The 24,179-nt window shown below is 61.5% G+C and carries 25 protein-coding genes; 12 read left to right on the top strand and 13 right to left on the bottom strand.

Translation table 11 applies throughout. The features are described from left to right. Window positions 1-6 precede the first annotated feature (6 nt). Complete coding sequence (locus OKC44_RS15270) at window positions 7-1,215, top strand: phosphopentomutase (protein WP_270813812.1); 1,209 nt, start codon at window positions 7-9, stop codon at window positions 1,213-1,215. 77 nt (window positions 1,216-1,292) lie between these two features. Beyond that, window positions 1,293-2,009 carry a purine-nucleoside phosphorylase gene (gene deoD, locus OKC44_RS15275; RefSeq protein WP_011707410.1) on the top strand — a complete coding sequence of 239 codons (717 nt, stop codon included), beginning with the start codon at window positions 1,293-1,295 and terminating at the stop codon, window positions 2,007-2,009. Between the two features lie 69 nt (window positions 2,010-2,078). Here the strand turns inward: deoD and OKC44_RS15280 are convergent, their stop codons facing one another. Then, window positions 2,079-4,325, bottom strand: a complete 2,247-nt coding sequence (locus OKC44_RS15280; protein ID WP_270813815.1) for a sensor domain-containing diguanylate cyclase — start codon at window positions 4,323-4,325, stop codon at window positions 2,079-2,081. A 53-nt stretch (window positions 4,326-4,378) separates the two neighbouring features. Further along, on the bottom strand, window positions 4,379-4,987 hold the full coding sequence (locus OKC44_RS15285) for an AhpA/YtjB family protein (protein ID WP_017411238.1): 609 nt from the start codon (window positions 4,985-4,987) through the stop codon (window positions 4,379-4,381). A 120-nt stretch (window positions 4,988-5,107) separates the two neighbouring features. Here OKC44_RS15285 and serB point away from each other — a divergent pair, with 120 nt between their 5' ends. Next, window positions 5,108-6,118 carry a phosphoserine phosphatase SerB gene (gene serB / locus OKC44_RS15290; protein ID WP_270813818.1) on the top strand — a complete coding sequence of 337 codons (1,011 nt, stop codon included), beginning with the start codon at window positions 5,108-5,110 and terminating at the stop codon, window positions 6,116-6,118. 49 nt (window positions 6,119-6,167) lie between these two features. Next, window positions 6,168-7,073 (top strand): alpha/beta fold hydrolase, encoded by a 906-nt coding sequence (locus OKC44_RS15295; RefSeq protein WP_270813821.1) that lies wholly within the window; start codon window positions 6,168-6,170, stop codon window positions 7,071-7,073. Between the two features lie 126 nt (window positions 7,074-7,199). Here OKC44_RS15295 and OKC44_RS15300 read toward each other — a convergent pair whose 3' ends face one another. After that, complete coding sequence (locus OKC44_RS15300) at window positions 7,200-9,578, bottom strand: PilZ domain-containing protein (protein WP_270813824.1); 2,379 nt, start codon at window positions 9,576-9,578, stop codon at window positions 7,200-7,202. A 100-nt stretch (window positions 9,579-9,678) separates the two neighbouring features. Here OKC44_RS15300 and radA point away from each other — a divergent pair, with 100 nt between their 5' ends. After that, entirely contained in the window at window positions 9,679-11,043 is a 1,365-nt protein-coding gene (gene radA, locus OKC44_RS15305) for a DNA repair protein RadA (protein ID WP_011707405.1), read from the top strand. A 71-nt stretch (window positions 11,044-11,114) separates the two neighbouring features. Here the strand turns inward: radA and OKC44_RS15310 are convergent, their stop codons facing one another. Together OKC44_RS15310 and OKC44_RS15315 are read right to left on the bottom strand one after the other, a co-directional pair. Beyond that, the gene (locus OKC44_RS15310; RefSeq protein ID WP_011707404.1) at window positions 11,115-11,495 is read right to left on the bottom strand and encodes a PilZ domain-containing protein; all 381 of its coding nucleotides are present in this window, start codon (window positions 11,493-11,495) and stop codon (window positions 11,115-11,117) included. Between the two features lie 101 nt (window positions 11,496-11,596). Then, a complete protein-coding gene (locus OKC44_RS15315) occupies window positions 11,597-12,079 on the bottom strand; it encodes an Rsd/AlgQ family anti-sigma factor (protein WP_011707403.1) in 483 nt (160 codons plus the stop codon). Between the two features lie 97 nt (window positions 12,080-12,176). Here OKC44_RS15315 and OKC44_RS15320 point away from each other — a divergent pair, with 97 nt between their 5' ends. From OKC44_RS15320 to OKC44_RS15330, 3 genes are all read left to right on the top strand, one after another. Beyond that, window positions 12,177-12,362 carry a hypothetical protein gene (locus OKC44_RS15320; protein WP_130631666.1) on the top strand — a complete coding sequence of 62 codons (186 nt, stop codon included), beginning with the start codon at window positions 12,177-12,179 and terminating at the stop codon, window positions 12,360-12,362. A gap of 58 nt (window positions 12,363-12,420) precedes the next feature. After that, window positions 12,421-12,693 carry a nucleoid-associated protein HU-alpha gene (hupA, locus tag OKC44_RS15325; protein WP_005305063.1) on the top strand — a complete coding sequence of 91 codons (273 nt, stop codon included), beginning with the start codon at window positions 12,421-12,423 and terminating at the stop codon, window positions 12,691-12,693. A 101-nt stretch (window positions 12,694-12,794) separates the two neighbouring features. Continuing rightward, complete coding sequence (locus tag OKC44_RS15330) at window positions 12,795-13,220, top strand: hypothetical protein (RefSeq protein WP_010636148.1); 426 nt, start codon at window positions 12,795-12,797, stop codon at window positions 13,218-13,220. 75 nt (window positions 13,221-13,295) lie between these two features. Here OKC44_RS15330 and OKC44_RS15335 read toward each other — a convergent pair whose 3' ends face one another. Beyond that, on the bottom strand, window positions 13,296-13,445 hold the full coding sequence (locus OKC44_RS15335; RefSeq protein WP_011707400.1) for a hypothetical protein: 150 nt from the start codon (window positions 13,443-13,445) through the stop codon (window positions 13,296-13,298). A gap of 2 nt (window positions 13,446-13,447) precedes the next feature. Further along, window positions 13,448-14,434, bottom strand: a complete 987-nt coding sequence (dusA, locus tag OKC44_RS15340) for a tRNA dihydrouridine(20/20a) synthase DusA (RefSeq protein WP_270813827.1) — start codon at window positions 14,432-14,434, stop codon at window positions 13,448-13,450. Between the two features lie 138 nt (window positions 14,435-14,572). Between dusA and zur the strand changes: the two genes are divergently transcribed. The 3 genes from zur to OKC44_RS15355 are packed head-to-tail and all read left to right on the top strand — an operon-like array spanning window position 14,573 to window position 15,717. Further along, window positions 14,573-15,031: a zinc uptake transcriptional repressor Zur gene (gene zur / locus OKC44_RS15345; protein ID WP_011707398.1), complete on the top strand. Its 459-nt coding sequence runs from the start codon at window positions 14,573-14,575 to the stop codon at window positions 15,029-15,031. Then, window positions 15,021-15,482 (top strand): chemotaxis protein CheX, encoded by a 462-nt coding sequence (locus tag OKC44_RS15350; protein ID WP_016351979.1) that lies wholly within the window; start codon window positions 15,021-15,023, stop codon window positions 15,480-15,482. The genes zur and OKC44_RS15350 overlap by 11 nt, the downstream gene beginning before the upstream one ends. Before the next feature lie 4 nt (window positions 15,483-15,486). Continuing rightward, a complete protein-coding gene (locus tag OKC44_RS15355) occupies window positions 15,487-15,717 on the top strand; it encodes a hypothetical protein (protein WP_029304812.1) in 231 nt (76 codons plus the stop codon). 70 nt (window positions 15,718-15,787) lie between these two features. Here the strand turns inward: OKC44_RS15355 and brnQ (OKC44_RS15360) are convergent, their stop codons facing one another. The 3 genes from brnQ (OKC44_RS15360) to OKC44_RS15370 form a co-directional block, all read right to left on the bottom strand. After that, window positions 15,788-17,065 (bottom strand): branched-chain amino acid transport system II carrier protein, encoded by a 1,278-nt coding sequence (brnQ, locus tag OKC44_RS15360; RefSeq protein WP_270813830.1) that lies wholly within the window; start codon window positions 17,063-17,065, stop codon window positions 15,788-15,790. A gap of 393 nt (window positions 17,066-17,458) precedes the next feature. Then, window positions 17,459-18,766, bottom strand: a complete 1,308-nt coding sequence (brnQ, locus tag OKC44_RS15365; protein ID WP_011707394.1) for a branched-chain amino acid transport system II carrier protein — start codon at window positions 18,764-18,766, stop codon at window positions 17,459-17,461. 191 nt (window positions 18,767-18,957) lie between these two features. Then, window positions 18,958-19,668, bottom strand: coding sequence for a tRNA1(Val) (adenine(37)-N6)-methyltransferase (locus OKC44_RS15370; RefSeq protein WP_270813834.1), 711 nt, complete (start codon window positions 19,666-19,668; stop codon window positions 18,958-18,960). A 128-nt stretch (window positions 19,669-19,796) separates the two neighbouring features. Between OKC44_RS15370 and srmB the strand changes: the two genes are divergently transcribed. Next, window positions 19,797-21,020, top strand: coding sequence for an ATP-dependent RNA helicase SrmB (gene srmB / locus OKC44_RS15375; protein ID WP_270813837.1), 1,224 nt, complete (start codon window positions 19,797-19,799; stop codon window positions 21,018-21,020). A gap of 175 nt (window positions 21,021-21,195) precedes the next feature. On the opposite strand, the gene yaaA is transcribed toward srmB, so the two are convergent. The 3 genes from yaaA to tapT are packed head-to-tail and all read right to left on the bottom strand — an operon-like array spanning window position 21,196 to window position 24,173. Further along, on the bottom strand, window positions 21,196-21,969 hold the full coding sequence (gene yaaA, locus OKC44_RS15380; protein WP_270813839.1) for a peroxide stress protein YaaA: 774 nt from the start codon (window positions 21,967-21,969) through the stop codon (window positions 21,196-21,198). 31 nt (window positions 21,970-22,000) lie between these two features. Further along, window positions 22,001-23,110, bottom strand: a complete 1,110-nt coding sequence (gene tapU, locus OKC44_RS15385; protein ID WP_270813842.1) for a type IVa pilus ATPase TapU — start codon at window positions 23,108-23,110, stop codon at window positions 22,001-22,003. Between the two features lie 28 nt (window positions 23,111-23,138). Further along, window positions 23,139-24,173: a type IVa pilus ATPase TapT gene (gene tapT, locus OKC44_RS15390; RefSeq protein WP_011707389.1), complete on the bottom strand. Its 1,035-nt coding sequence runs from the start codon at window positions 24,171-24,173 to the stop codon at window positions 23,139-23,141. Window positions 24,174-24,179: the final 6 nt, after the last annotated feature.

The following is a 24,179-nucleotide window of genomic DNA, read 5'->3' on the forward strand; positions in this document are numbered from 1 at the left end:
AGTCCCATGAAACGTACCTTTATTCTGATGATGGACTCTTTCGGTATTGGCGCTGCCGCCGACGCCGACAAGTTCGGAGATGTGGGCGCCAATACCCTTGGCCATATCGCCAAGGCCTGCGCCGCCGGTGAGATCGAAGGCCGTGGCGCCCTCAATCTGCCGAACCTCAGCAAGCTGGGTCTGGGTCACGCAGGCGAACTCGCCAGCGGCACCTTCCCGGCCGGTCTGAACAAGGACATCGACGTGGTCGGTGCCTACGGCTTTGCCCAGGAGCTCTCCTCCGGCAAGGACACCCCGTCCGGTCACTGGGAGATCGCCGGCGTGCCCGTGCTGTTCGAGTGGGGTTATTTCCATGACCACCACAACAGCTTCCCGCAGGAGCTGCTGGACGCCATCGTCGAGAAGGCTGGTCTGCCAGGGTATCTGGGCAACTGCCACGCCTCCGGTACCCAGGTGCTGGATGATCTGGGCGAAGAGCACATGCGCACCGGCAAGCCGATCCTCTACACCTCTGCCGACTCCGTGTTCCAGATCGCCTGCCACGAAGAGACCTACGGCCTCGAGAAGCTCTATGAGCTGTGCCACATCGTGCGCGAGCTGCTGGAGCCCTACAACATCGGCCGCGTCATCGCGCGTCCGTTCGTGGGCAGCGGCAAGGGCAACTTCAAGCGCACCGGCAACCGCCACGACTACTCCGTGCTGCCGCCGGCACCGACCGTGCTGGACTACATGAAGGACGCGGGCGGCCAGGTGGTTTCCATCGGCAAGATCGCCGACATCTATGCCCAGCAGGGCATCACCAAACAGGTGAAGGGGACCGGTCTGACCGAGCTGTGGGATCGTACTCTGGAAGAGGTGAAAGCGGCCGGTGACCAGACCATCGTCTTCACCAACTTCGTCGACTTCGACTCCTCCTACGGTCACCGTCGCGACGTGAAGGGCTATGCCGATGCGCTGGAGTATTTCGACTCCCGCCTGCCGGAGCTGTTCGAGTTGCTGGAAGATGGCGACGTGGTGGTGCTGACCGCCGACCACGGCTGCGATCCGACCTGGGGTGGTACCGATCACACCCGCGAGTACATCCCGGTGCTGTTCTACGGCAAGCCGGTCAAGGCCGGCTCCGTCGGTCGTCGCGAGACGTTCGCCGACATCGGCCAGAGCATCGCGGCGTACCACGGCCTGCCCAAACTGGCATACGGTACCAGCTTCCTGTAATTTACCCGCCCGCCGCCTCGGCGGCGGGCAACCAATAAAGACAATAAAACTCAACCTAGTGTGAAGGAATCAAGAGAATGGCAACTCCTCATATCAATGCGAAAGATGGCGCCTTTGCTGATACCGTGCTGATGCCGGGCGACCCCCTGCGCGCCAAATACATCGCCGAGACTTTCCTGGAGAACGTCGAGCAGGTGTGCGACGTGCGCAACATGTTCGGTTTCACCGGCACCTACAAGGGCCGTCGCATCTCCATCATGGGTCACGGCATGGGCATCCCGTCCTGCTCCATCTATGCAAAAGAGCTGATCACCGATTACGGCGTGAAGACCCTGATCCGCGTCGGCTCCTGCGGTGCCGTGCGTGAAGACGTGAAACTGCGTGACGTGGTGATCGGCATGGGTGCCTGCACCGACTCCAAAGTGAACCGTCTGCGCTTCAAGGATCACGACTTCGCCGCCATCGCCGACTTCGATCTGGTTGCCAATGCCGTACAGGCCGCCAAGAACAAGGGCGTCGCCGTGCGCGTGGGCAACATCTTCTCCGCCGACCTGTTCTACACCCCGGACCCCTCCATGTTCGACGTCATGGAAAAGTACGGCATCCTGGGTGTCGAGATGGAAGCCGCCGGCATCTACGGCGTGGCTGCAGAGTATGGTGCCAAGGCACTGACCATCTGCACCGTCTCCGACCATATCCGTACCGGTGAGCAGACTACCTCCGAAGAGCGTCAACTGACCTTCAACGACATGATCGAAATCGCGCTGGATTCCGTCCTGCTGGGCGACAACTAATCCCCCTCGCGCATGAATAATGACAACGGCGGCCCTCGGGCCGCCGTTTTGCATTTCAAGGATGGCAGCTCAGAGGTCGAGGGCGAAGCGCCCCTTGCCGGCCTGCTTGGCTTGGTACATGGCGCTGTCGGCCCGGTGCAGCAGATCGTCGATGTGGCAATACTGGCCCGAGTGGCAGAGTGCACCGCCGATGCTGCCGGCGAGGGGCAACAGGTGGCCGGCCACGTCGGCCGGCACCGCCATGGCCGCCAGCAGCCGCTCGCACAGGGCGGGCAGCTCCAGCTCCGGCTGGCGCAGGGCCGGCAGTATGATGGTGAACTCGTCGCCAGCCAGGCGCGCCACCATGTCGCCGGGGCGCACCTCGGTACTCAGCACGCTGGCGAAGCGCTGCAGCAGAGCGTCGCCGACGTGATGGCCGAGCTGATCGTTGATCCGCTTGAAGCCGTCGAGATCGAGAAACAGCAGACCCAGGGTCTCGGCATTCTGGCGCACCCGCTCCAGCTCCCGGGAGAGGCGCAGGGTGAAGGCGCGCCGATTGGGCAAGCCGGTGAGGGAGTCGTGGGCCGCCTCGTGCTCCAGCTGGTTCTGCAGCGCCTTGAACTCGGTGATGTCGCTGCCGAGGATGTAGACCCCCGGTTCATCACCCCGACTCGGGATCATGGTGATCCTGAGATCGCGCGGGCCGATGGGCAGCTCAAAACGGTTCTCGAAGCTCACCTGCTCGCCGGCGAGGGCCCGCTCCAGATGGGCGATGGCCCGGCCGTAAGCCGCGTCGCCGATCACCTCCCGCACGCTCATCTCCCGCATCAGCTCGGCATCGAGCCCGAAGTAGCGGCAGTAGGCCTGGTTGGCGAACAGGTAGCGCCCCTCGGGCGAGACCATGCTGATGGTGACCGGCAGGCCGTCGGTGATGGCCCGCAGCCTGGCCCGCCCGCGCTCAATCTCGGCCAGCACCTGGCGGCGGGCCGTGATGTCGTGCAAAAACAGGGCGATGCGCACCTTGCCGTCGAACTGGTAGCGCTCGGCAATCACCTCCACCGGAATGCGCCGGCCGTCGTGGGTGCCGATCTCGCACTCCAGCCGGCGGGCAGCACTCTGGGGATGGATCAGTTGGGCCAGCAGGGGGTGAGCGCCGCCGAGCAGGGTGGGCAGGGTACGCCCCAGCATCTCTTCGGGATGCCAGCCAAGCAGGGTGGTGGAGGCTGGATTCCAGCCGGTGATGACCAGCGCCTCGTCGAGTTCGAGGAAGGCGTTGCTGGTGTGTTCCAGCATGTGCTGCAGGCGGCGCTGCTCCTGCCACAGGCGCTGCTGCATGGCGCCGCGCTCCTGCATCTCGCGATGCAACTGCTCCACCGTGCTCGACAGCTCGCGGGTGCGCTCACGGACCTGCCGCTCGAGCCCCTGCTGCAGTTGCAGCAGCTCGGCTTCGGCCTGCTTGCGCTCGGTGAGATCGGCGAACACGGCGATCAGGTGTGGCGCCATGGTGCGGCTATGGCACAGGGTCACGCTGAGCTGGACCCAGCACTGGCTGCGGTCGGCCCGGATCATCCGCTTCTCCAGCCGGTAGTCCTGCCGTTGCCCCGCGAGCAGGGCGTTGAACAGGGGTAGCTCGCGCGGCAGATCCTCGGGATGGGTCATGGCGTGCCAGGTGCGGCTCAGCATCGCCTGTTCGCTGTAGCCGAGCAGCCGCTCCAGCCCCGGGTTGGCCCGCAGCCACTTGCCTTCGAGGGAGGAGAGGGCCATGCCCACCGACGACTGGTTGAAGGTGAGGGTGAACAGGTGATCCTTGTCCTCCAGCACCTGATTGAGGCTGCGCACCTGATGGCGTCGCTCCAGGTCGTGCAGGGTGTTCTCCACCAGGCGGCCGAAGTCATCGAGATCGCGGCAGGCCTCCTGGTCGAGGTGGCGCGGGGCATGATCCACCAGACAGAGGGTGCCGAGCACCACGCCATCCAGCGCCCGCAGTGGCCGGCCGGCATAGAAGACCACGTGCGGCTCCTCGGTCACCAGCGGGTTGTCGGCAAACCGTGGGTCGAGCCGGGCATCCGGCACCTGCATGATGTCGGGATGCAGGATGGCGTGGCCGCAAAAGGAGTGCTCCCGGCTGATCTCGCACAGGGCGACGCCGGTGCGGGCAAGAAACCACTGCCGGTTCACGTCGGTCAGCGAGACCATGGCGATGGGCAGCGAGAAATGGCGGGTAATGAGCCGGGTCAGGCGATCCAGCTGATCGATGGGCTCGCGGTCAAGCAGGCCGAGGATGCGGAGTCGTTCCAGTCGACTCTCTTCATCCAGCGGCAGTGAGGGGGCAATCATACAGCGCTCCTGCTGGTGGCATTGCCAGTTTCGGGTCGGGGGATCGCGCCGCCTTATTGCGGCTCGACCGGTTTGCTTTTCTTCTTGTGCTTGCGCACCCGCATGTAGTTGCGACGGATCCCGTAGGAGATCAGCAACCCGGCCAGCAGGGCGACCAGCAGCATCAGCCGCTGCTTCTCCTGTACCACCTTGAGCCGGGTATCCTTGTCCGCCAGCATCTGCTGCTCTTCCAGCGTAATGCGCAGATACCCCAGGGTCTGCTCCCCATCCAGGATCTCCTGCACGAACTGGATGCGTCCCTTGCCCTGTTCCGGTATCGACTTGTTGCTGTCACCGATGGGCAGCAGGCTGTCCAGCGGCACCGCATTGTCCGACTGGGCGAGGGGGATGCCGCGGGCATCGTAGAGGGTGACGTCGAGGATCTCGGGCTCGGCAGCCAGATCCTGGGCCAGCCGCTCCAGCTCGCTGTTCTTGTCCTCCTTGAGCCAGCGCTTCATGTCGCGGGCGGCGTAGGCCACCAGCGCCTGGGCCCGGTTGCGTGCCTCGCTGTGCAGCGAAGCCTGGCTCTCACCCTGCATGTGGATGAGTACCGCGAGTACCCAGAGCCCGAGCAGGACGCCGGCACCGAGACTGAGCACACGTTTGATGGGGAGATGACGCAAGCGTTGAGCCTTTTGCTGACAAGGGGTGGCGGGATCTTGGCGCTTGCCTGTACAAAAAGCAATACGCTACTCTGGGCCAGCATTGTTAACCCCATGATCACCAAGGAAGGCGTTATCCCTATGTTGTTGTCCCAATTGCCTGCAGAGATTTCAGAGTGGCCCGAGTGCCTGTCCGGCGCCCCCTGGTGGGAGGCGACGCCGCAGGCGCTGCTGCCTGCCGCCAGTGCGCTGGATGGCGGCTGGCTGGTGCTGTTCGGGCGCGCGCTGGCCGGTCATCATCTCGGACGGCTGGCCGGGCTGCTGGTGCAGCACGCGTTGCAGGCGAGGCTCTATCCGCCCGCCATGCCGGCCGGGGTGCCTCTGCTGCTGCTGGGCACGGATCGCTTCTCACCCGCTCTGGTACAGGCGCTCAAGGGGGAGGAGTGGGACATCGATCTGTGTCATCTGCCAGCCTTGCCCAGCCTGGCCGAACCCGGTTTGTTGGTGATGGACATGGACTCCACCGCCATCCGCATCGAGTGCATCGACGAGATTGCCCGGTTGGCCGGGGTCGGCGAGCAGGTGGCGGCGGTCACGGCAGCCGCCATGCAGGGCCAGCTGGAGTTTGCCGACAGCCTGCGGGCCAGGGTCGCCCTGCTGGAAGGGGCGCCGGTCACCCTTCTCGACGAGGTGGCGGCCAACATGCCCTGGATGCCGGGCTTGCAGTTGATGGTCGATACCCTCAAGCAGGCTGGCTGGAAGGTGGCGATCGCCTCCGGTGGCTTCACCCGTTTTGCCGGCCAGTTGCAGCGGGAGCTGGGGCTGGACGCCATCTTCGCCAACGAGCTGGCGGTGGAGGGGCAACAGCTGACCGGCAAGGTGAGCGGGCGCATCGTCGATGCCACCGTCAAGGCCGAGGTACTGCAGCAACTGGCGCAGGAGTACGGCATCGCCGCTGGCCAGACCGTGGCTGTCGGCGATGGCGCCAACGATCTCAAGATGATGGGGGTGGCCGGACTCGGCATCGCCATCCACGCCAAGCCGCTGGTGCGGGCGCAGGCGGCGGCCACCCTCAATCACCACGATCTGGAAGGGGTGATCTGCCTGCTCGGCGCCCTGGCCTGCCGCCAGCAGCGCTGGGATCGCCGCTAGTCCCGGCGCCTCGGCAAGACTCCCACGTCACGGAGGACGTAGTCTCAGAATGGAACTGTTACAGCAATCCCTGTTTATTCCCTGTGGCGCGCATCGGCTGCACGTGCGCCACATTCAGCCGCGGGTCGCGGTACATGGCGAGCCGATCCTGATGGTGCACGGCGCCATCGAGAACGGCCGCATCTTCTACACCGAATCGGGCAAGGGGCTGGCCTGCTTTCTGGCCCGCCACGGCTATCAGGTCTATGTGGCCGACCTGCGGGGACGGGGGCTGAGCACGCCGGCCATCGCCGAGCAGGCCGAACATGGCCAGCATGAGCTCATCACCGAGGATCTGCCGGCCCTGCACCGCTGGATTGCCGCCCGCCATGCTGGCTTCAAGCTGCACTGGATGGCCCACTCCTGGGGCGGTGTCATCATGGCGTCGACCCTGGTGCGCTTCCCAGAGTTGGCAGATCAGGTGGCCAGCCTGGTGTTCTTTGGCACCAAGCGCGGCGTGTCGGTACAAAATCCGGAGCGCTGGCTCAAGGTGGATCTGATCTGGAACCGGCTGGCCCCCTGGCTGGCCAGGCGCAACGGCTTTCTGGCCGCGCGCAGTCTGAAGATCGGGGCGGATGACGAGCCGCTGCGTTACCTGCAGGAGACCATCCCCTGGGTCAAATGCGGCCCCTGGCAGGATCCCTGCGATGGGTTCGCCTATGACGAGGCGGCCGCTAGGGTCAACTGGCCACCGCTCTGGATGATCTCGGCCAAGGCGGACAAGGTGCTGGGTCACCCGACCGACGTGCGCCGCTTCAGCGCCGAGATGGGCTCGGCCGCGCGCCATACCCGCCTCGGCCGGGACAACGGCAACCGGCTCGATTACGACCACATCAACATGTTGACCGCCCCGCAGGCGCAGGAAGATCACTTCCCGCAGATCCTGGAATGGCTGCTCAACCCGCAGGCGGCCTGACAAAGACCGGTTGGCGGAGCGGGTTACTATCCGGTGTACTGATGAATGAACCATGGCAGGCCAGAGGCCCGCCATGGTTTTATTGCTAGGCAGCCTAGTTGAGGGCCGTGGTTTGCAGGGGTCTGCTCAATTGACGGGCGCCGTGATGCCGAGCCGGAACAGGGTCGCCTGGCTGGTATCGGTCAGCTCACCCACCCCCACCACGCTCCACAGCTCCTCTTCCAGCTTCTTGGCCTTGTGAATGGCGAACTTGGCGATGTAGTCCAGCTCGTTGGCGATGAAGTTGGTGTCGGGGCGGCCGGTGCGGGAGATGCCCACCAGCACCGAGTAGAACTCTCCCTGGCGCAGCGCCTGTTCGATGAAGCTGCGCTTCTCCGCCACATTCTTGAAGCTGCTGGCGAGCAGGCTGGTGAAGATGGGCAGGCCGGCCGCCGTCTGCAGGCTGGCGATGTAGACCTCCTCCTCCTGGGGCTGATCCTCTCGCTCGATGGCCCGCAGCGGGTTCATGATGAGCTGTTTGAGCAATTCGCCCTGGAACAGGGGATAGAGGTTGTCCTGGTCGCCCTGCTCGGCACAGGCCTTCAGCAGCCGCGACAGGCTGCGCGCCTGCGGGGCATGGCCGATGGAGGCTGGCCTCGGGGCGCCCTTGAGCTTGTTGATGTAGACCGGGGTGCTGAAGATGTGGTGGGTGTAGATGTTGCGAAGCGCCCGCGCCATGCCGCGATAGCGGCGCTGTTCCTGGGCTGCTTTGAGCTTGTTCTGGTTGCTCTCGATCAGCAGCTTGAAGAACTGGCGGCCGGTGTGGCGCTCCGGATCGCCCTCGATGCACAGGTGCAGCACGGTGCGGGTCAGGTTGATGCTGACCAGCCGGTAGGGCAGGCGCTGCAGATCCATGCTCTTGGAGAGCTCTTGCAGGCGCGGCAGGGCGATGGTGACGATGTCGTCCTTCACCCCCTCGAACGGCTCTTCCAGCTCGATCTGCATGCCGTGGGCCGAGATGTCGCGGGTCCAGCCGAGCCAGGCCCGGCCATTGTGCTTGATGGCCACGGCCGTCTTGTGGATGTAGCGGGCCTCCTTGCGCAGCTGGACATAGTGCAGCGTCTCGATTTCGAAGGGGGCGGCACTGCTGTCGTGGCCGAAACGTTGCAGTTCGTTGGCATTGTGCTGGGCGCTGGCATCGTACTGGAACTCTTCCCGCTGGCTGTCGAGGCCGACATCCTGCAGCAGGCCGACATAGCTTATCTGCTTGAGCCGCTCCTGCAGCAGCATGTCTTGCAGCTGGGGGCTCTCCTTGCTCTGCTGGCTGGCCAAGTCGGCCTCGTGCAGGTCACAGCGCTCCAGGCTGAATTTGTAGACCCGCCAGCTGGGGCGCCGGGCGCCGACCTGGAAGAAGAGCGACATCAGCCCGCTCTGCAACAGCTCTTCCCGGGTGGCGGAGAAGAAATAGAGGTGGCTGCGTACCGAATGGGTGAAGCAGTAAATCAGGGTCTCTTTCAATTCACCCGCCGCCGGCAGCAGAGCCTGCATGCGGGTGGCGGAGAACAGGCTGGCGAGCATGTCGCGGTTCTTGGCATCGCGCCAGTATTCGAGAATGTGCTGATTGTTCTCGGTGCGCAGGGCGATCTCGAGACTGGGGCTGTCGCCCGAACCGAAAAACAGCGGCATGCCGGTCATGCGCGGCAGATAGAACTGCTCATACCCCTTGATGATGGCGGCGGAGAGCAGATAGTCGACGCTGACCCGATAGCGGCTCTTGTTGCTCTCGATGAACTCGCTCAGGAACTGGTCGAAGCCGGGGTGTTCGCCGGTTTTGACCAGTCTGAGCCAGAATTTGCCCTCCTTGCTCTCTTCCCCGAGGATCTGGTAGCTGACCGAATGGTGCAGGACCGGATTGGCATGATCCCGCTCCAGCCCGGTGAAGAACACCTCGACCTGGGCACCGGTCTGGTAGTTGGGCAGATAGGGCACCGAGACCCGGATCCCGCCGAGGGAGAGGTCGGAGCTTTTGGCAAACAGCTTGTCGCCATCGGCAAACTTGATGAGCACGGGGGAGCTGAAGTGCATCCGCTCCTGGCGTCGGCCATAGTAGCTGGCAAAGGCGATGGGGTTGACGTCGTACTGGCGAAACGGGCTGGCAGGTGGCTGCAGCGGGCCATCGCTCTTGCCATGGTGGTGCTTCTGCCAGTATTGCAGTGCCTCATAGACTCCCAGGGTGTAATCGTCTTTGTAGAGATAGCACTGGGACTGGAACAGACCGATGGCCTCGGCCGGCATGAAGTGGGTGATCCCGTCGGATTCATGGACCAGACACTCGTCACCCAGTTCGTCCCGCATGTCGATCACGCGACGGCAGGGGGTGCATCTGCGCTTGATCTCCATCTTGATCAGAAAACGGCTGTTGCTGTTTTCGTCCTGGGTCAGGCGATTGAAGATATCATCGAAATCCTTTTCTCTGAGCAGGGGGATGAGCTGTTCAATTAGGTGCTGTTGTTGTTCTGAATCCATGTGTTCCTGCCACGGAAAGTCACTTTTCCGATTCTGGGTTTGATCTGTCGGTCGCAAACAAGTATATCAAGCAGGAATTCATCCTGTCCCCGAGTTATCCATGGCCAAAAACAAAACTGCCTATGTTTGTACCGAATGTGGCGCCGACTTCACACGCTGGCAGGGCCAGTGCAGTGAGTGCAAGGAGTGGAACACCATCAGCGAGGTGCGCCTCGGCTCGGTGACCCCGGGCAAGAGTGCCCGTTATACCGGTTATGCCGGTGCCATCGGCAGCCAGGTGCAGACGCTGGCGGAGATCGCCACCACCGAGATCCCCCGTTTCTCTTCCGGTTTCAAGGAGCTGGACCGGGTCCTGGGTGGCGGGGTGGTGCCGGGCTCGGCGATCCTGATCGGTGGCAACCCGGGGGCGGGCAAGTCGACCCTGCTGCTGCAGACCATGTGCGGTCTGGCGGAGCGGATGAAGACCCTCTATGTCACCGGCGAGGAGTCGCTGCAACAGGTGGCGATGCGTGCCTCGCGCCTCGGCCTGCCGACCGACAAGCTGCGTATGCTGTCGGAGACCTCGGTCGAGCAGATCTGCCTGATTGCTCAGCAGGAGCAGCCGCAGATCATGGTCATCGACTCCATCCAGGTGATGCATGTGGCGGATGTGCAGTCGGCGCCGGGCTCCGTGTCTCAGGTGCGGGAAGCCGCCGCCCTGCTGACCCGCTATGCCAAGCAGAACCATGTCGCCATCTTCATGGTGGGCCACGTGACCAAGGATGGCACCCTGGCCGGCCCCAAGGTGCTGGAGCACTGCATCGACTGCTCCGTGCTGCTCGATGGCGGCCACGACTCCCGTTTCCGGACCCTGCGCTCCCACAAGAACCGCTTCGGGGCGGTCAACGAGCTCGGTGTCTTCGCCATGACCGGGCAGGGGATGCGGGAGGTGAGCAATCCTTCCGCCATCTTCCTCAGCCGCGGTGAAGAGCAGGCGCCGGGGTCGGTGGTGATGGTGATCTGGGAGGGGACGCGGCCCCTGCTGGTGGAACTGCAGGCGCTGGTGGATTACTCCCAGCTCTCCAACCCGCGCCGGGTGGCGGTGGGGATGGATCACAACCGTCTCGCCATGTTGCTGGCGGTGCTGCATCGCCACGGCGGCCTGCAGATGGCGGATCAGGATGTCTTCATCAACGTGGTCGGCGGGGTCAAGGTCGAAGAGACCAGCGCGGATCTGGCCCTGCTGCTCTCCATGGTCTCTAGTTTCCGGGACCAATCCCTGCCCAAGGATCTGGTGGTGTTCGGGGAAGTGGGGCTGTCCGGCGAGATCCGGCCCGTGCCCTCCGGCCAGGAGCGGTTGCAGGAAGCCGCCAAGCATGGCTTCCGCCGGGCCATAGTGCCACACGCCAACGCGCCCAAGCATCCCATCGAAGGCATGGAAGTGGTGCCGGTCAAGAAACTGGCCGATGCCCTGGAGGCCTTGTAATCGGCATAGTGGCCGCAGGCAGGCAATAAAAAGGAGCGCAATGGCGCTCCTTTTTACATCGGGTATACCGCTCAGGGGTGAGGGTGTTCGAGATGTTCGCTCAGCAGCTGCTCCAGCTCCCGGTGCAGCAAGTCTTCATCGCCGACGTTGAGCTCGATCATCCGCTTGAGGTGGGTAGCGCTGTCGATGTCGATGTGATGGCAGTAGAACCCCAGCTTCTTGCTGGCTTCATGGGTCAGCATGACCTGCATCTTGATCTCGATGTCGCTGCCGCTCAGCACAAAGCTGAGTGAATACTCTTTGTTGTCGTGACTTTCCCAGTCATCAGGCCGGATCAACAGGGCACCCTGCAGGGAGATATCCACCAGCTGGGTCCGCCATTTCTTATCTCCCTGGACGAGGTCGGCCATGGTCAAGTAGAGGATCCGTGAAAAACGGCGACGCTCGGACATTCTCATCTCCTGTCAGCAATAGGAATTGGAGCTAAAGGTCATGACATAGAGTGTAATGCACCTTGCACATCAGGATCTTGAACTGGCTCCGAAATTGGATATCAAACCTGCTGGGCGCTGAGTGACTCCACGACCTGCAGTGCCTTGATCAGCCGATCTTCCTGCTTGAAACGATCTTCCAGCACGGGGCCCAGCTGGTTCAGATCCTCATCCAGCAACAGCAGCTGAGCCTCATCGGCATTGCTGTACTTGTCGTTGAACTCCAGTGCAAACTCGGTGCAGGCCCGGATGTGGGGGTAGATGCGTTTCGCCAGTTCCAGCTTGTCGCCGCTGGCCTGTTCGAAGGCGGTCACCACATGGTTGTAGATTTCGAAGTGTCCGGCGCTGACGTAGTCGACCAGGCGTTCACAGAAGCCTTGCAGTTCCACATGGCCGGGCAGCGAACGCTGCTTGGTGCGGGCGGGAGTCAGTCCGGCAAGCCGCATGTATTCGACCAGCAATGCCTGCCTGGCATCCAGCCAGTCGTCGATAGCTCTGTGCTTTCCTGCCAATGCGCGTTTGGTTTGTTCCAGTTCAGTTAACATAGTCCCTCCGTGGGGCATAGGCATGGAGTGCTATCGTGACGGGCCTCCGGCCTTTTTATTGACTGACGACACCCTCCTATAACTAGGGAAAATCCAGTTGACCGTCAATAGGGGCATGGGGATATTGTTACACCGGGTGGCGTTTTGGTTACAAGGCACCATCATTTGCTCTCCTCTTCCCGTCAATTACGATCACGAAGGGGCGAGATATGTGACTATTTCCGCAGATCTTGATGAAAACCCCAGCATTCAAGCCAATCCGGCTGATAAAGCCTTTGCCTGAGTGTTTTTTTTTGAATAGAGTGGCCCGGTGCTAAATGCCCGATCATAAAGGAAATGTTATGAACAAAGCTCAACTTGTCGATGCAATTGCAGCCAAAGCAGATCTGAGCAAAGCTCAGGCCAAAGTCGCTCTGGAAGAGATCATCAATGGTATTACCCAGAGCCTGAAAGAAGGTGATGCTGTGCAGTTGGTGGGTTTTGGCACCTTCAAGGTGAACCATCGTGCTGGCCGTACCGGTCGCAATCCGCAAACTGGTAAAGAGATCCAGATTGCAGCCGCGAATGTGCCGTCCTTTGTGGCAGGCAAGGCGCTCAAAGACGCCGTCAAGTAATCCCCAAAAACCCGGCGCCAGCCGGGTTTTTTATTGCCATCGTCAGCGGAAATTGTTTCAGATACACTCAAGATATGGCGTGCGCCGTAGTGAGGTGGATGATGGAACAGAAAAATGCCATTCGGCAGGTTGCCGTACCTTGGGCTCCGTCCCGCCAACTCCCCCCGGGCCTGGTTGTGGCCGAACTTCATCAGGATATCTGGAGCGACTCCCTCACCATCATGCTGGGCAGGGCTCGCAGCATCGATCTGCCGCCGCAGATCCTTTGCCGGGTCTATTTCCGGCATATCTTTGCGGTGCGAGTCATGGAGGATTGCGATCTGGCGGAGGGCAAGGATAGCCATGCCATCGAGGAGCAGATCCAGCTCATCACCCCGTCCCGATTTGCCAGCTGGTTCCATCAGGAGTCGGATGGTCTGCACCTGGACGAGGACCTGCAGCACTACCGCATCTCGACCTGGGATTATTGCGCCGATGTGCTGACGTCCAGAGCGCCCGAGCTGCAGTTCGTGGACAAAGGCGATTAGCGAGGCTGAAGAGACAATAAAAAACCGGCAACACTGGGTGTTGCCGGTTTTTTTATAGGTCGATGCGGGGTGAACTCAGCCGAGCAGCTGATCCCGATGCAGCCCCAGCACGATGAGCAAGCCGAGGAAGTAGAAGGCGCTGAGTTTGATGCCCAGGATGGCGAGCAGGCCGGCGCAGAGCCGGACGATGGCCTTGTGCAGCCAGGAGCCGGTGAAACGGTACATGGTTACTCCGCCGCCTCCGTGGTGGCGAATTCCGGTACCTTGGCCATGGCATCCAGCACTACCTGGATATCAGCTCCCGGTTTGCAGGCGTTTTCACTCAGATGGCGGCGCCAGGCGCGGGCTCCCTGCATGTTCTGGAACAGCCCCAGCATGTGGCGGGTCATGTGGGAGAGATAGTTGCCCTTGGCCAGCTCCTGCTCGATATAGGGCAGCATCATCCGCACCACCTCGTGGCGGCTCGGCACGGCGTGGTTCTGGTCGAACACCATGTTGTCCACCTGCGCCAGAAGGTAGGGATTCTGATAGGCTTCGCGCCCCATCATGACACCATCCAGGTGCTGCAGGTGTTCGAGAGTCTGCTCCATGGAGGTGACGCCGCCGTTGATGGCGATGGTGAGATCCGGGTAATCCTGTTTGACCCGATAGACGCGGGGATAATCTAGCGGCGGGATCTCGCGGTTTTCCTTGGGGCTCAGGCCACTCAGCCACGCCTTGCGGGCATGGACGATGAAGGTGTCGCAACCGGCATCGCGTACCTGTTCGATAAAGGCCTGCAGAAATTCGTAGGAATCCTGATCGTCGATACCGATGCGGGTCTTCACCGTCACCGGGATATCGACCACATCGCGCATCGCCTTGACGCAGTCAGCCACCAAGGCTGGCTCGCCCATCAGGCAGGCACCAAAGCGGCCGTTTTGCACCCGATCAGAGGGACAGCCGACGTTGATGTTCACCTCGTCATAGCCGCGCTCCTCGGCCAGTTTGGCGCAGCGCGCAAGATCGGCCGGATTGCTGCCTCCTAGCTGCAGGGAGATGGGGTGCTCCTGCTCGCTGTAACCCAGATAATCTCCCTTGCCGTGGATGATGGCGCCGGTGGTCACCATCTCGGTATAAAGCAAGGTCTGGCGAGTCATCAGACGATGGAAATAACGGCAATGCCGATCGGTCCAGTCCAGCATGGGGGCGATGGAAAAACGCTGCGCCTGCATAAAAATCATCCGGGTTGGCTAAACAAAGGGGGCGGATTTTACCACAACGTGAGGCAGCCCCAGAAAATGAATTTTGTCACCGCGTCAAAGGGGGCCCTGTGATAGTATCCGGCTAATAAAAAGGGTAATTGCGTGATCATGAATCAAGACCAACTTTTACAACGAGCCGAACGACTCTGCGAACAACGCGGGATCCGCTTCACCCCTACCCGGCGTCAGGTATTCAGGCTGCTGGCTGCCCACGGCAATGCCATCAGCGCCTATGATCTGTTGGCCCAGTTGCAGCAGACCGAGGCCCATGCCAAGCCGCCGACCGTTTATCGGGCATTGGATTTTCTGCTCGAACAGGGCTTTGCCCACAAGGTGGAGTCGCTCAACGCCTTCATTTTCTGCTGTCACTTCGATCATGCTCACCCGATGCAACTGCTCATCTGCGATCGGTGTGGCGAGGTGGTCGAGTTGCATGACTCGGCGATCGATGGCGCGTTTTCCGAGCAAGCCCACTTGCATGGCTTTACTATTACCAATAAGACAATAGAGGCACATGGCCAATGTGCTCGCTGTACGCCCACCGTAGGAAGTCAACATGAAGGCTGATTTTGTAAACCCGTTCCTGCTCTCCCTGCTCAATGTGCTCTCCACCATGGCACAGCTCGAGCTCAAGCCGGGCAAACCCAAACGCAAGATGGACGAGCTGGCGCGCGGCGATGTCTCTGGCCTCATCGGCATGGTAGGCCCGCAGACCCGTGGCTCGCTCTCTATCAGCTTCGAGAAGGGGTTGGCGCTGGAGATCATGCGCCGGATGCTGGGCGAGGCACCGGCTACCATCAATGAAGAAGTGACCGACATGGTGGGCGAGATCACCAACATGGTGACCGGCGGCGCCAAGCGCATGCTGGGGGAGAAGGGGTATGAGTTCGACATGGCGACCCCCATCATCGTCTCCGGCCCCAACCACACCATCACTCATCGTGCCGACGGCACCAAGATCATGATGCCGTTCGAATCAGATTACGGTCGTGCCACCATCGAGATTTGTTTCGAGTAACCCTATGTGGAAAGCGCTGAAATGGTTCTTCATCGGTTGGGCCCTGCTACTCATCTTGTCTGATCTCCAGATCACCACCTCACTCTACAAGTACGAAGACAACCGGGTGGTGGTGAACTTTCCGCGCTGGCAGGCAGATCAGCCCTGGGGCACCTTTGAGTGGCATGCCGGGCGGGTGGAGGCCCATTGGTATGGCCTGGCAGGCAGACCCAAGCAGGTAGACCCGCTGCTGTAGCAGCCAGGATGACGGATGCAATGCAAGAGGCCAGCTGATGCTGGCCTCTTGTCGTTGGTCGCCCGGTTGATCAGGCCGCTTCGGCGGCCAGATCTTCGCGGGGGCGCAGCAGCATGCCGAAGCCGCAGGTCAGCAGGGTGGGCAGCAGCCAGGCCAGCCCCTTGTCGAACAGCGGCAGGAAGGCGAACGCATCCATCTGCATGCCGGCCGCTCCCAGCCCGTCCAGACAGCCGAACAGAAACGCCACCAGCAGCACGGCGCGAAACGCCAGCCGTGGCCGGCCAAAATAGCCCTGTACAAAGGTCACCAGCACCAGTGCGATGGCGACCGGGTAGATGGCGACCAGCACCGGGATGGAGAGGCTGATTAGCTGGCTCAGCCCGACGTTGGCCACCAGGATGGAGACACACCCCATCAGCAGTACCCACTTGCGGTATGTCCAGCCGGCCAGACCGTGGAAGTAGTCGGCGCTGGCGCAGAGCAGGCCGACCGCGCTGGTGAAGCAGGCCAGGGTGATGATGGCGGCCAGGATCAACTGGCCGTAGTGGCCGAACAGGCTCAATACATAGGCGTTGACGATGGCGCCGCCATTGTCGACGTTGGTTACCACGCCCGCCGCGCTGTTGCCCAGGTAGAACAGGGAGATGTAGACCGCCGAGAGGCCAACCGCCGAGATGAGGCCCGCGATGGTCAGGTACTTGAACTGGCTTGGGTAGTCCTCGATGCCCCTGCGTTGCAGCAGACCGATGATGAGAGCACCGAACATCAGCGAGCCGAGGGTATCCATGGTGTTGTACCCCTCCAGCATCCCCTTGATGAGCGGCGTATCCGTGTAGTCGCCGCTGGCCTCTGGCAGGGTGCCTTGCGGGTCAACCAAGACCCCGACCGCCAGGATCAGCAACATCACCATCAAGACAGGTGTCATGTATTTGCCCACCGCATCGAGCAGCCTGCCCCGATCCAGCGATACCAGGATCACCAGCGCGAAGAAGAGCAGGCTGTAGAGCAGCAGTCCGTGTTGGCCGGCTTCGCCGAGCCAGGGTTTGAGTCCCATTTCATAAGCCACCAGCCCGGTGCGGGGGGTGGCAAAGGCTGGCCCCATGATGATGTAGATGGCGATGGCCAGCGCCGTGGCTGCCCACGTCGGCAGATAGCGGGTCATCGCCGTCCAGCCGTTGCTGCCTTGTCCGGCGCTGCCTCTGGCAACGGCGACCAGTGTCAGCAGAGGGAGACCCACTGCCGTCAGCAGAAAGCCGACCATGGCTGGCATCAAATGTTCACCGGCCATAAAGCCGGCGAGCGGTGGAAAAATGATGTTGCCTGCCCCGAGATAGAAAGCAAACGTCATAAAACCCAGTCCGAATACGTCGGACAACTTCAGTGATTTCGTCAAACCTGACCTCATCTGCCTTATCAGCTTGTTCTTGTTGATTGCACCCACTGCCTGGCAGATAACCGGATAACAATGCTTCCCTCTCCTCCACGATGAGCACATCGGCGAAGGAGCACTCTTCTGAGCATAAAGAAGAGAAATTTGATCTCAATCACACATTAATATCTTGAAACAATTTAATTGGCCAGAATAAATCACCGATTAGCCAGCGGTTGGTAGCAGTGAAGGAGGTCGACATGGCGGCAGGGGGCTGGCCGCAGGAAAGGGGTAACGGGTGGTAAAAGGCTGTGGACAGACAAACAAAAGAGCCTGCGCAAGGCAGGCTCTTTAATACGGACGGGAGTGAAATCAGGCGGCTTCGGCAGCCAGTTTCTCGCCGGAGCGTACCGCCATGCCGAGGCCACAGGCCAACAGCGTCGGCAGCAGCCAGGCCAGGCCCTTGTCGAACAGCGGCAGGAAGGCAAATGCATCCATCTTCATGCCGGCGGCGCCCAGACCGTCCAGGCAGCCAAACAGGAAGGCGACCATCAGCACGGCGCGGAACACCAGGCGCGGACGACCGAAGTAACCTTTCAGGAAGGTGACCAGCACCAGTGCCACAGCAACCGGGTAGATGGCGACCAGCACCGGGATGGAGAGGCTGATGAGCTGGCTCAGGCCCACGTTGGCGACCACGGCGCAGATGACCCCCAGCAACACCACCAGCTTCTTGTAGCTCATGCCGGTGAGGTTGTGGAAGAAGTCGGAGCAGGCGGAGATCAGGCCCACGGCGGTGGTGAAACAGGCCAGGGTGATGATGGCGGCCAGGATGAACTGACCCGGCTGACCGAACAGGCTCAACACGTAGGCGTTGACGATGGCGCCGCCGTTGCTGATGTCGGTGGCGACACCGGCTGCGGTGTTGCCCAGCTGGAACAGGGAGACGTAGACCACGGACAGACCGATGGCAGAGATGATGCCGGCAATGGCCAGGTACTTGAACTGGCTCTGGTAGTCATGAATGCCTTTCTGACGCAGCAGGTCGACGATCAGAGCACCGAACATCAGGGACGCCAGGGTGTCCATGGTGTTGTAGCCTTCCAGGATCCCTTTCACGAAGGGGCCGTTCTGATAGTCACCGGAAGAGGCCGGCATGTCGCCTTGCGGGGCGACGAACACGCCGATGGCCAGGGTCAGCAGCAACAGCATCAGCACCGGGGTCAGGTATTTGCCGATGGCATCCATCAGCTTGCCCTGATTCATGGAGACCAGGATGGCCACGCCGAAGAACAGCACAGTGTAGGCCGCCAGACCGGCCTGACCCATGTCACCGATGAAAGGCTTGAGGCCCATTTCGTAGGCCACCAGCCCGGTACGGGGGGCGGCGAAGGCCGGACCGATGATGATGTAGATGGCGACGGCCAGTGCAGTGGCGACGCCGGCCGGCAGCAGCTTGGTCATGCCGGCCCAGCCATTGCCTGCCTTGGCGACGGCAATGATGGTGATGAGGGGCAGGCCGACGGCAGTGACCAGGAAACCCAGCATGGCGAGAGAGAGGTGCTCACCTGCCATGTAACCGGCCAGCGGCGGGAAGATGATGTTGCCGGCGCCCAGATAGAAGGCGAAGGTCATGAAGCCCAATCCGAGCACGTCGGACAATGTGAGTGATTTCGTCAAGTTCAACCTCGTCTGTCTTGTAAACTATTGCTTGTTATAGTTTTTTATTGGTCAGTGACCGATATTGTTCAGGGGTAAAAAAAAGGAGCCCCGCTTGTTTTTTCATCGCAACCAGTGGTTTGAGCTGGTCTTGAGCGGGCGCTCGTTTAGGAGCCAGCATAATGGCGTGAAAAAATAGTTCAAGACGAAATTTACATCTTCAAATAGAAGGGGTTGGTTAGTTGGATGTATCTGTCGGAATAGGTTCCATCAGCAGAATGGATCACAATTTCACCCTGCTCACACTTGTTTAATCCTCTGCCAAGTCGCAATAAAACACGATTTGCCTCTTTTCCCGCTCTGGTGATAACAGCTGTATAACAAACGGCGTGCAGATCATAATCCGCCGAGATGCATAAAATTTCATCGGCCATGGCCGTTGGCACGACCAGCGCAACCTCGCCGCTGGGGGCCAATAGCCGGTCACAGGCGGCCAGCAGATCCCGGCTGTCGAGGCCGCCGGTATGACGTGCCAATGCCCTGGCCGGATCGCGAAATGACTGGCCCGCCACGAAGTAGGGCGGGTTGGAGACGATGAGATCGTAAGGGGCGGCCTGATAGGTTTGAATGGCACTCTCGATGACGGTGACTCGCTCATGCCAGGGGGAGGCTGCCGCATTCTCGCGAGCCTGCCGGGCTGCATTGCTATCCAGCTCTACCGCATCGATGCGGCAGTCGGCAGGGCTGCGCTGGGCCAGCATCAGGGCGATGAGGCCGCTGCCGCTGCCAATGTCGAGGATCCGGCGGGCGTTGGTGACAGGTGCCCAGGCGCCGAGCAGGATGCCATCGGTGCCGACTTTCATGGCGCAGCGATCGTGCGCGACGTGAAATTGCTTGAAGGTAAAACCGCTGTTTCGTCCCATCCGACTCCCGTCCTGTGCCAGCGCCGCAGAAAATGGTCGGCGATTATAGCGACTAAGCCACAGTCGCCATAGGAGCCGACGACATAATCGCCTATAATCTGCCGTTTCCTTAATGACCGAGTATTGCCATGAGCCAGTCCTTTGATGATTTCGACCTGAATCCAGCCCTCAACCGGGCCTTGGCCGAGATGGGTTTCACCCGCCCCACCACCATTCAGCAGATGGTGCTGGAGCCAGCCCTGGACGGCCGCGATATTCTGGCATCCGCCCCGACCGGTACCGGCAAGACCGCCGCCTTCCTGCTGCCCGCCCTGCAGCACCTGCTGGACTTCCCGCGCCGCAAGCCGGGCCCGTGCCGCATGCTGGTGCTGACCCCGACCCGCGAGCTGGCGCTGCAGGTCACCGCTCACGCCAAGGCGCTGGCGGCTCACACCAACCTCAGCATCGAGACCATCATCGGCGGCGTCAGCCATGAAGAGCAACTGCCGGCCCTGACCAAAACCACCGACATCGTGGTGGCCACCCCGGGCCGTCTGCTCGAGTACATCGAGAAAGAGGAGTTCGAGAGCCACGACATCGAGGTACTGGTGCTGGACGAAGCGGACCGCATGCTGGACATGGGCTTCATCAAAGACGTGAACCGCATCGTGGAAGAGGCGCGCTACCGCAAGCACACCATGCTGTTCTCCGCCACCCTGGAAGGGGCCGGCCTTGAGAAGTTCGCCAATGATATCCTGAAGGAGCCGGTGGAGCTGCACGCCGAGCCGCCCCGCAGCGAACGTCGCCCCATCACCCAGTGGGTGCACCTGGCCGACGATGCCACTCACAAGCTGGCCCTGCTGGTACACATCCTGAAAGATCCCGAGACCCAGAAAGCCATCATCTTCGTCAAGACCCGTGAGCGGCTGGCGGAGCTGTCCGGTCAGCTGCAGGCGGCTGGCGTCTCCTGCGCCTGGATCCGTGGCGAGATGGAGCAGAGCAAGCGCATCGAGTCGATCCGCAAGTTCCATGAAGGGGAAGTGCCCTTCCTCATCGCCACCGACGTGGCCGCCCGCGGCATCGACCTGCCCAACGTCAGCCATGTCATCAACTACGACATGCCCTACGGCGCCGATGTTTACGTCCACCGGATCGGCCGCACCGGCCGTGCCGGCAACCGTGGTTGCGCCATCAGCCTGGTGGAAGCCCACGATATGGCGATGGTCGCCAAGATCGAGCGCTACACCGAAGAGCGTCTCAAGCGCCGGGTGATCGACGAACTGCGCCCCAAGCACAAGGAAGCGCGGGTACCGGTGAAGAAGAAAAAGCCGAAGGACGACAAGAAGAAGTCGGCCAAGAAGAAAAAGAAGTAAGCCTGCCCGCCACAACGGCCATCCCCGGATGGCCGTTGTGCTATCTGCTGCCCACTCGATGGGGCCAGAAAAGAAAAAAGCCGACGTATAAACGTCGGCCAATAAAAAGTGCTTACAACAGAGGATTCACCTATTCAGACTTGGGGATCCTGAATTTGGTTCCCTCGGGTTGTAATTAATTTTCAGCGCGTTTGAACATCAGGGTATTGGCGTCGGACTCTTCCGGTACGAAGTAGTAGCCATCGGTGTTGAACCCGGTCAGCTGCTCCACCTTGGTGAGCCGGTGCTTGATGATGTGACGGGCCATCATGCCGCGCGCCTTCTTGGCGTAGAAGCTGATGATCTTGAACTGGCCGTTCTTCTCGTCCTTGAACACCGGCGTGATGATGCGCCCCTGCAGGGCCTTGGGACGTACCGACTTGAAGTACTCGTCGGAAGCCAGGTTGATCAACACCTCGTCGCCTTGGGCGGCCAGCGCCTTGTTCAGGTGGGCGGTGATGATGTCGCCCCAGAACTGGTAGAGATCCTTGCCACGCGCGTTGTCGAGGCGGATCCCCATCTCCAGCCGGTAGGGCATCATCAGATCGAGCGGACGCAGCACCCCGTAGAGGCCGGAGAGCATGCGCAGGTGTGCCTGGGCGAAGTCGAGATCAGCCTCGCTGAAATCCTCCACCGCCAGCCCCGTGTAGACATCCCCCTTGAAGGCCAGCAGCGCCTGGCGGGCGTTGGCCGGGCTGAAGTCGGGTTGCCAGTCGGCAAAGCGGGCGGCGTTGAGGCAGGCCAGCTTGTCGCTGATCTTCATCAGGCTGGCGATCTGGTCCGGGCTCAGCTGGCGGGCCCGGCCGATCAGCTCGGCGGAGTGGTCCAGCAGCTCGGGTTGGGTGAAACGGGAAGTCACCAGCGGCGACTCGTAGTCCAGCGTCTTGGCCGGGGAAACCACAATCAGCATAACGATCCTTTATAGCGGTGACGCACGCCCCTCATTCATCCAGGGTGACGTTGTCGAGAGTGCCTGCACCCAGCTGCTCGCGCCCCGACAGCTTAATCAGCAGTCGCAGGTCGTTGGCCGAGTCGGCATGGGCAAGGGCCTCACTGTAGCCAATTTGGCCGGCACAGAACAGGGCGAACAACGCCTGATCGAAGGTCTGCATGCCGAGCTCGGTGGACTTGGTCATCACCTCCTTGAGCCGGTGTATCTCCCCCTTGCGGACGATATCGGTGATGAGCGGGGTGTTGAGCAGCACCTCGAAGGCCGCACAGCGGCGGCGTCCGTCCAGGCTGGGCAGCAGTTGCTGGGCCACGATGGCACGCAGGTTGAAGGAGAGATCGAACAAGAACTGGCGATGTTTCTCCTGAGGGACCAGGTGCAGGATGCGGTCCAGCGCCTGATTGGCATTGTTGGCGTGCAGGGTGGCGAGACAGAGGTGGCCGGTCTCGGCAAACTGCAGGGCAAACTCCATGGTCTCCTGGCTGCGGATTTCGCCGATCAGGATCACGTCAGGGGCCTGACGCAGCGAACTTTTCAGCGCCACGTCGAACGATGCTGTGTCTATGCCCACCTCGCGCTGGGTGATCAGGCTGCGGCCGTGCTGATGCACGAACTCCACCGGATCTTCCACCGTCAGGATGTGGCCGTCCACATGCTGGTTGCGATAGCCGATCATGGCCGCCTGGGTGGTGGACTTGCCGGCGCCGGTGGCACCGACGAACAGCACCAGTCCGCGCTTGGCCAGGGCGATCTCCTGCAGGATGGGGGGCAGCGCCAGCTCGTCGAAGGTGGGGATGCGGGTTTCGATGCGGCGCAGCACCATGCCCGGCAGCTCCTGCTGCCAGAAGGCGCTGACCCGAAAGCGGCCAAGCTCCTCGCGGTGGATGGCGTAGTTGGCCTCCTTGGTGTGCAGATAGCGCTCGAAGTGCTCCTGGCTCAGGGTCTCCTTGACCAGCGCCAGCGCCCTTGCCTTGTCGAGGGGGGCTTCTGCCAGCGACTGCAGATGGCCGTTGACCTTGAGGGTCGGCGGCGTGCCGACCGTGATGAACAGATCCGAGCCTTTACGGGCGACCAGCTCGGTCAGCAGGGCATCCAGATTCATAACGACTCCTTCCCTAGATTCGTCGTGGTTAGATGGTGTTGGGATCGACCGCCTTGGCCTTGGCATCCAGCGCCGCCACTACGCCACGGCTTACCAGCTGTTTGAGGCTCTGATCCATGGTCTGCATGCCGTGGGTCATCCCGGTCTGGATCACCGAATAGAGCTGGGCGATCTTGTCTTCCCGGATGAGGTTACGCACGGCGGGAATCCCCATCATGATCTCGTGGGCCGCCACCCGGCCGCCGCCGATGCGCTTGAGCAGGGTCTGGGAGATGACCGCCCGCAGCGACTCGGAGAGCATGGAGCGCACCATGTCTTTTTCCGCCCCGGGGAAGACGTCGATGATCCGGTCGATGGTCTTGGCCGCCGACGAGGTGTGCAGGGTGCCGAACACCAGGTGACCGGTCTCGGCCGCGGTCATGGCCAGACGAATGGTTTCCAGATCGCGCATCTCGCCCACCAGGATGATGTCCGGGTCTTCCCGCAGCGCCGAGCGCAGGGCGTTGCTGAAGCTCTTGGTATCGCGGTGCACTTCCCGCTGGTTCACCAGACAGCGCTTGTTCTCGTGCACGAATTCGATGGGGTCCTCGATGGTGAGGATGTGGTGATGAAAGTTCTCGTTGATGTAGTTGACCATGGCCGCCAGGGTGGTGGATTTACCCGAGCCGGTCGGGCCGGTCACCAGCACCAGGCCGCGCGGGTATTCGGCAATCTTGCGAAAGATCTCCGGCGCGTCCAGATCTTCGAGGCTCAGCACAGTGCTGGGGATGGTCCGAAATACCGCACCGGAGCCGCGCGCCTGCTGGAAGGCGTTGACCCGGAAGCGAGCCAGGTTCGGCACCTCGAACGAGAAGTCCACCTCGAAGTTCTCTTCCAGTTCCTTGCGCTGGTGGTCGTTCATGATGTCGTAGATGAGGGCGTGCACTTCCCGGTGTTCCAGGGCGGGCAAATTGATCTTGCGAACCTCGCCATCAACCCTGATCATCGGGGGAACCCCGGCCGAGAGGTGTAGATCCGAGGCTTTATGTTTTACACTGAAAGCCAATAACTCTGTGATATCCATAGATTT

This window comes from Aeromonas sp. S41-2 (assembly GCF_027705845.1).
GTDB lineage: Bacteria > Pseudomonadota > Gammaproteobacteria > Enterobacterales > Aeromonadaceae > Aeromonas > Aeromonas hydrophila.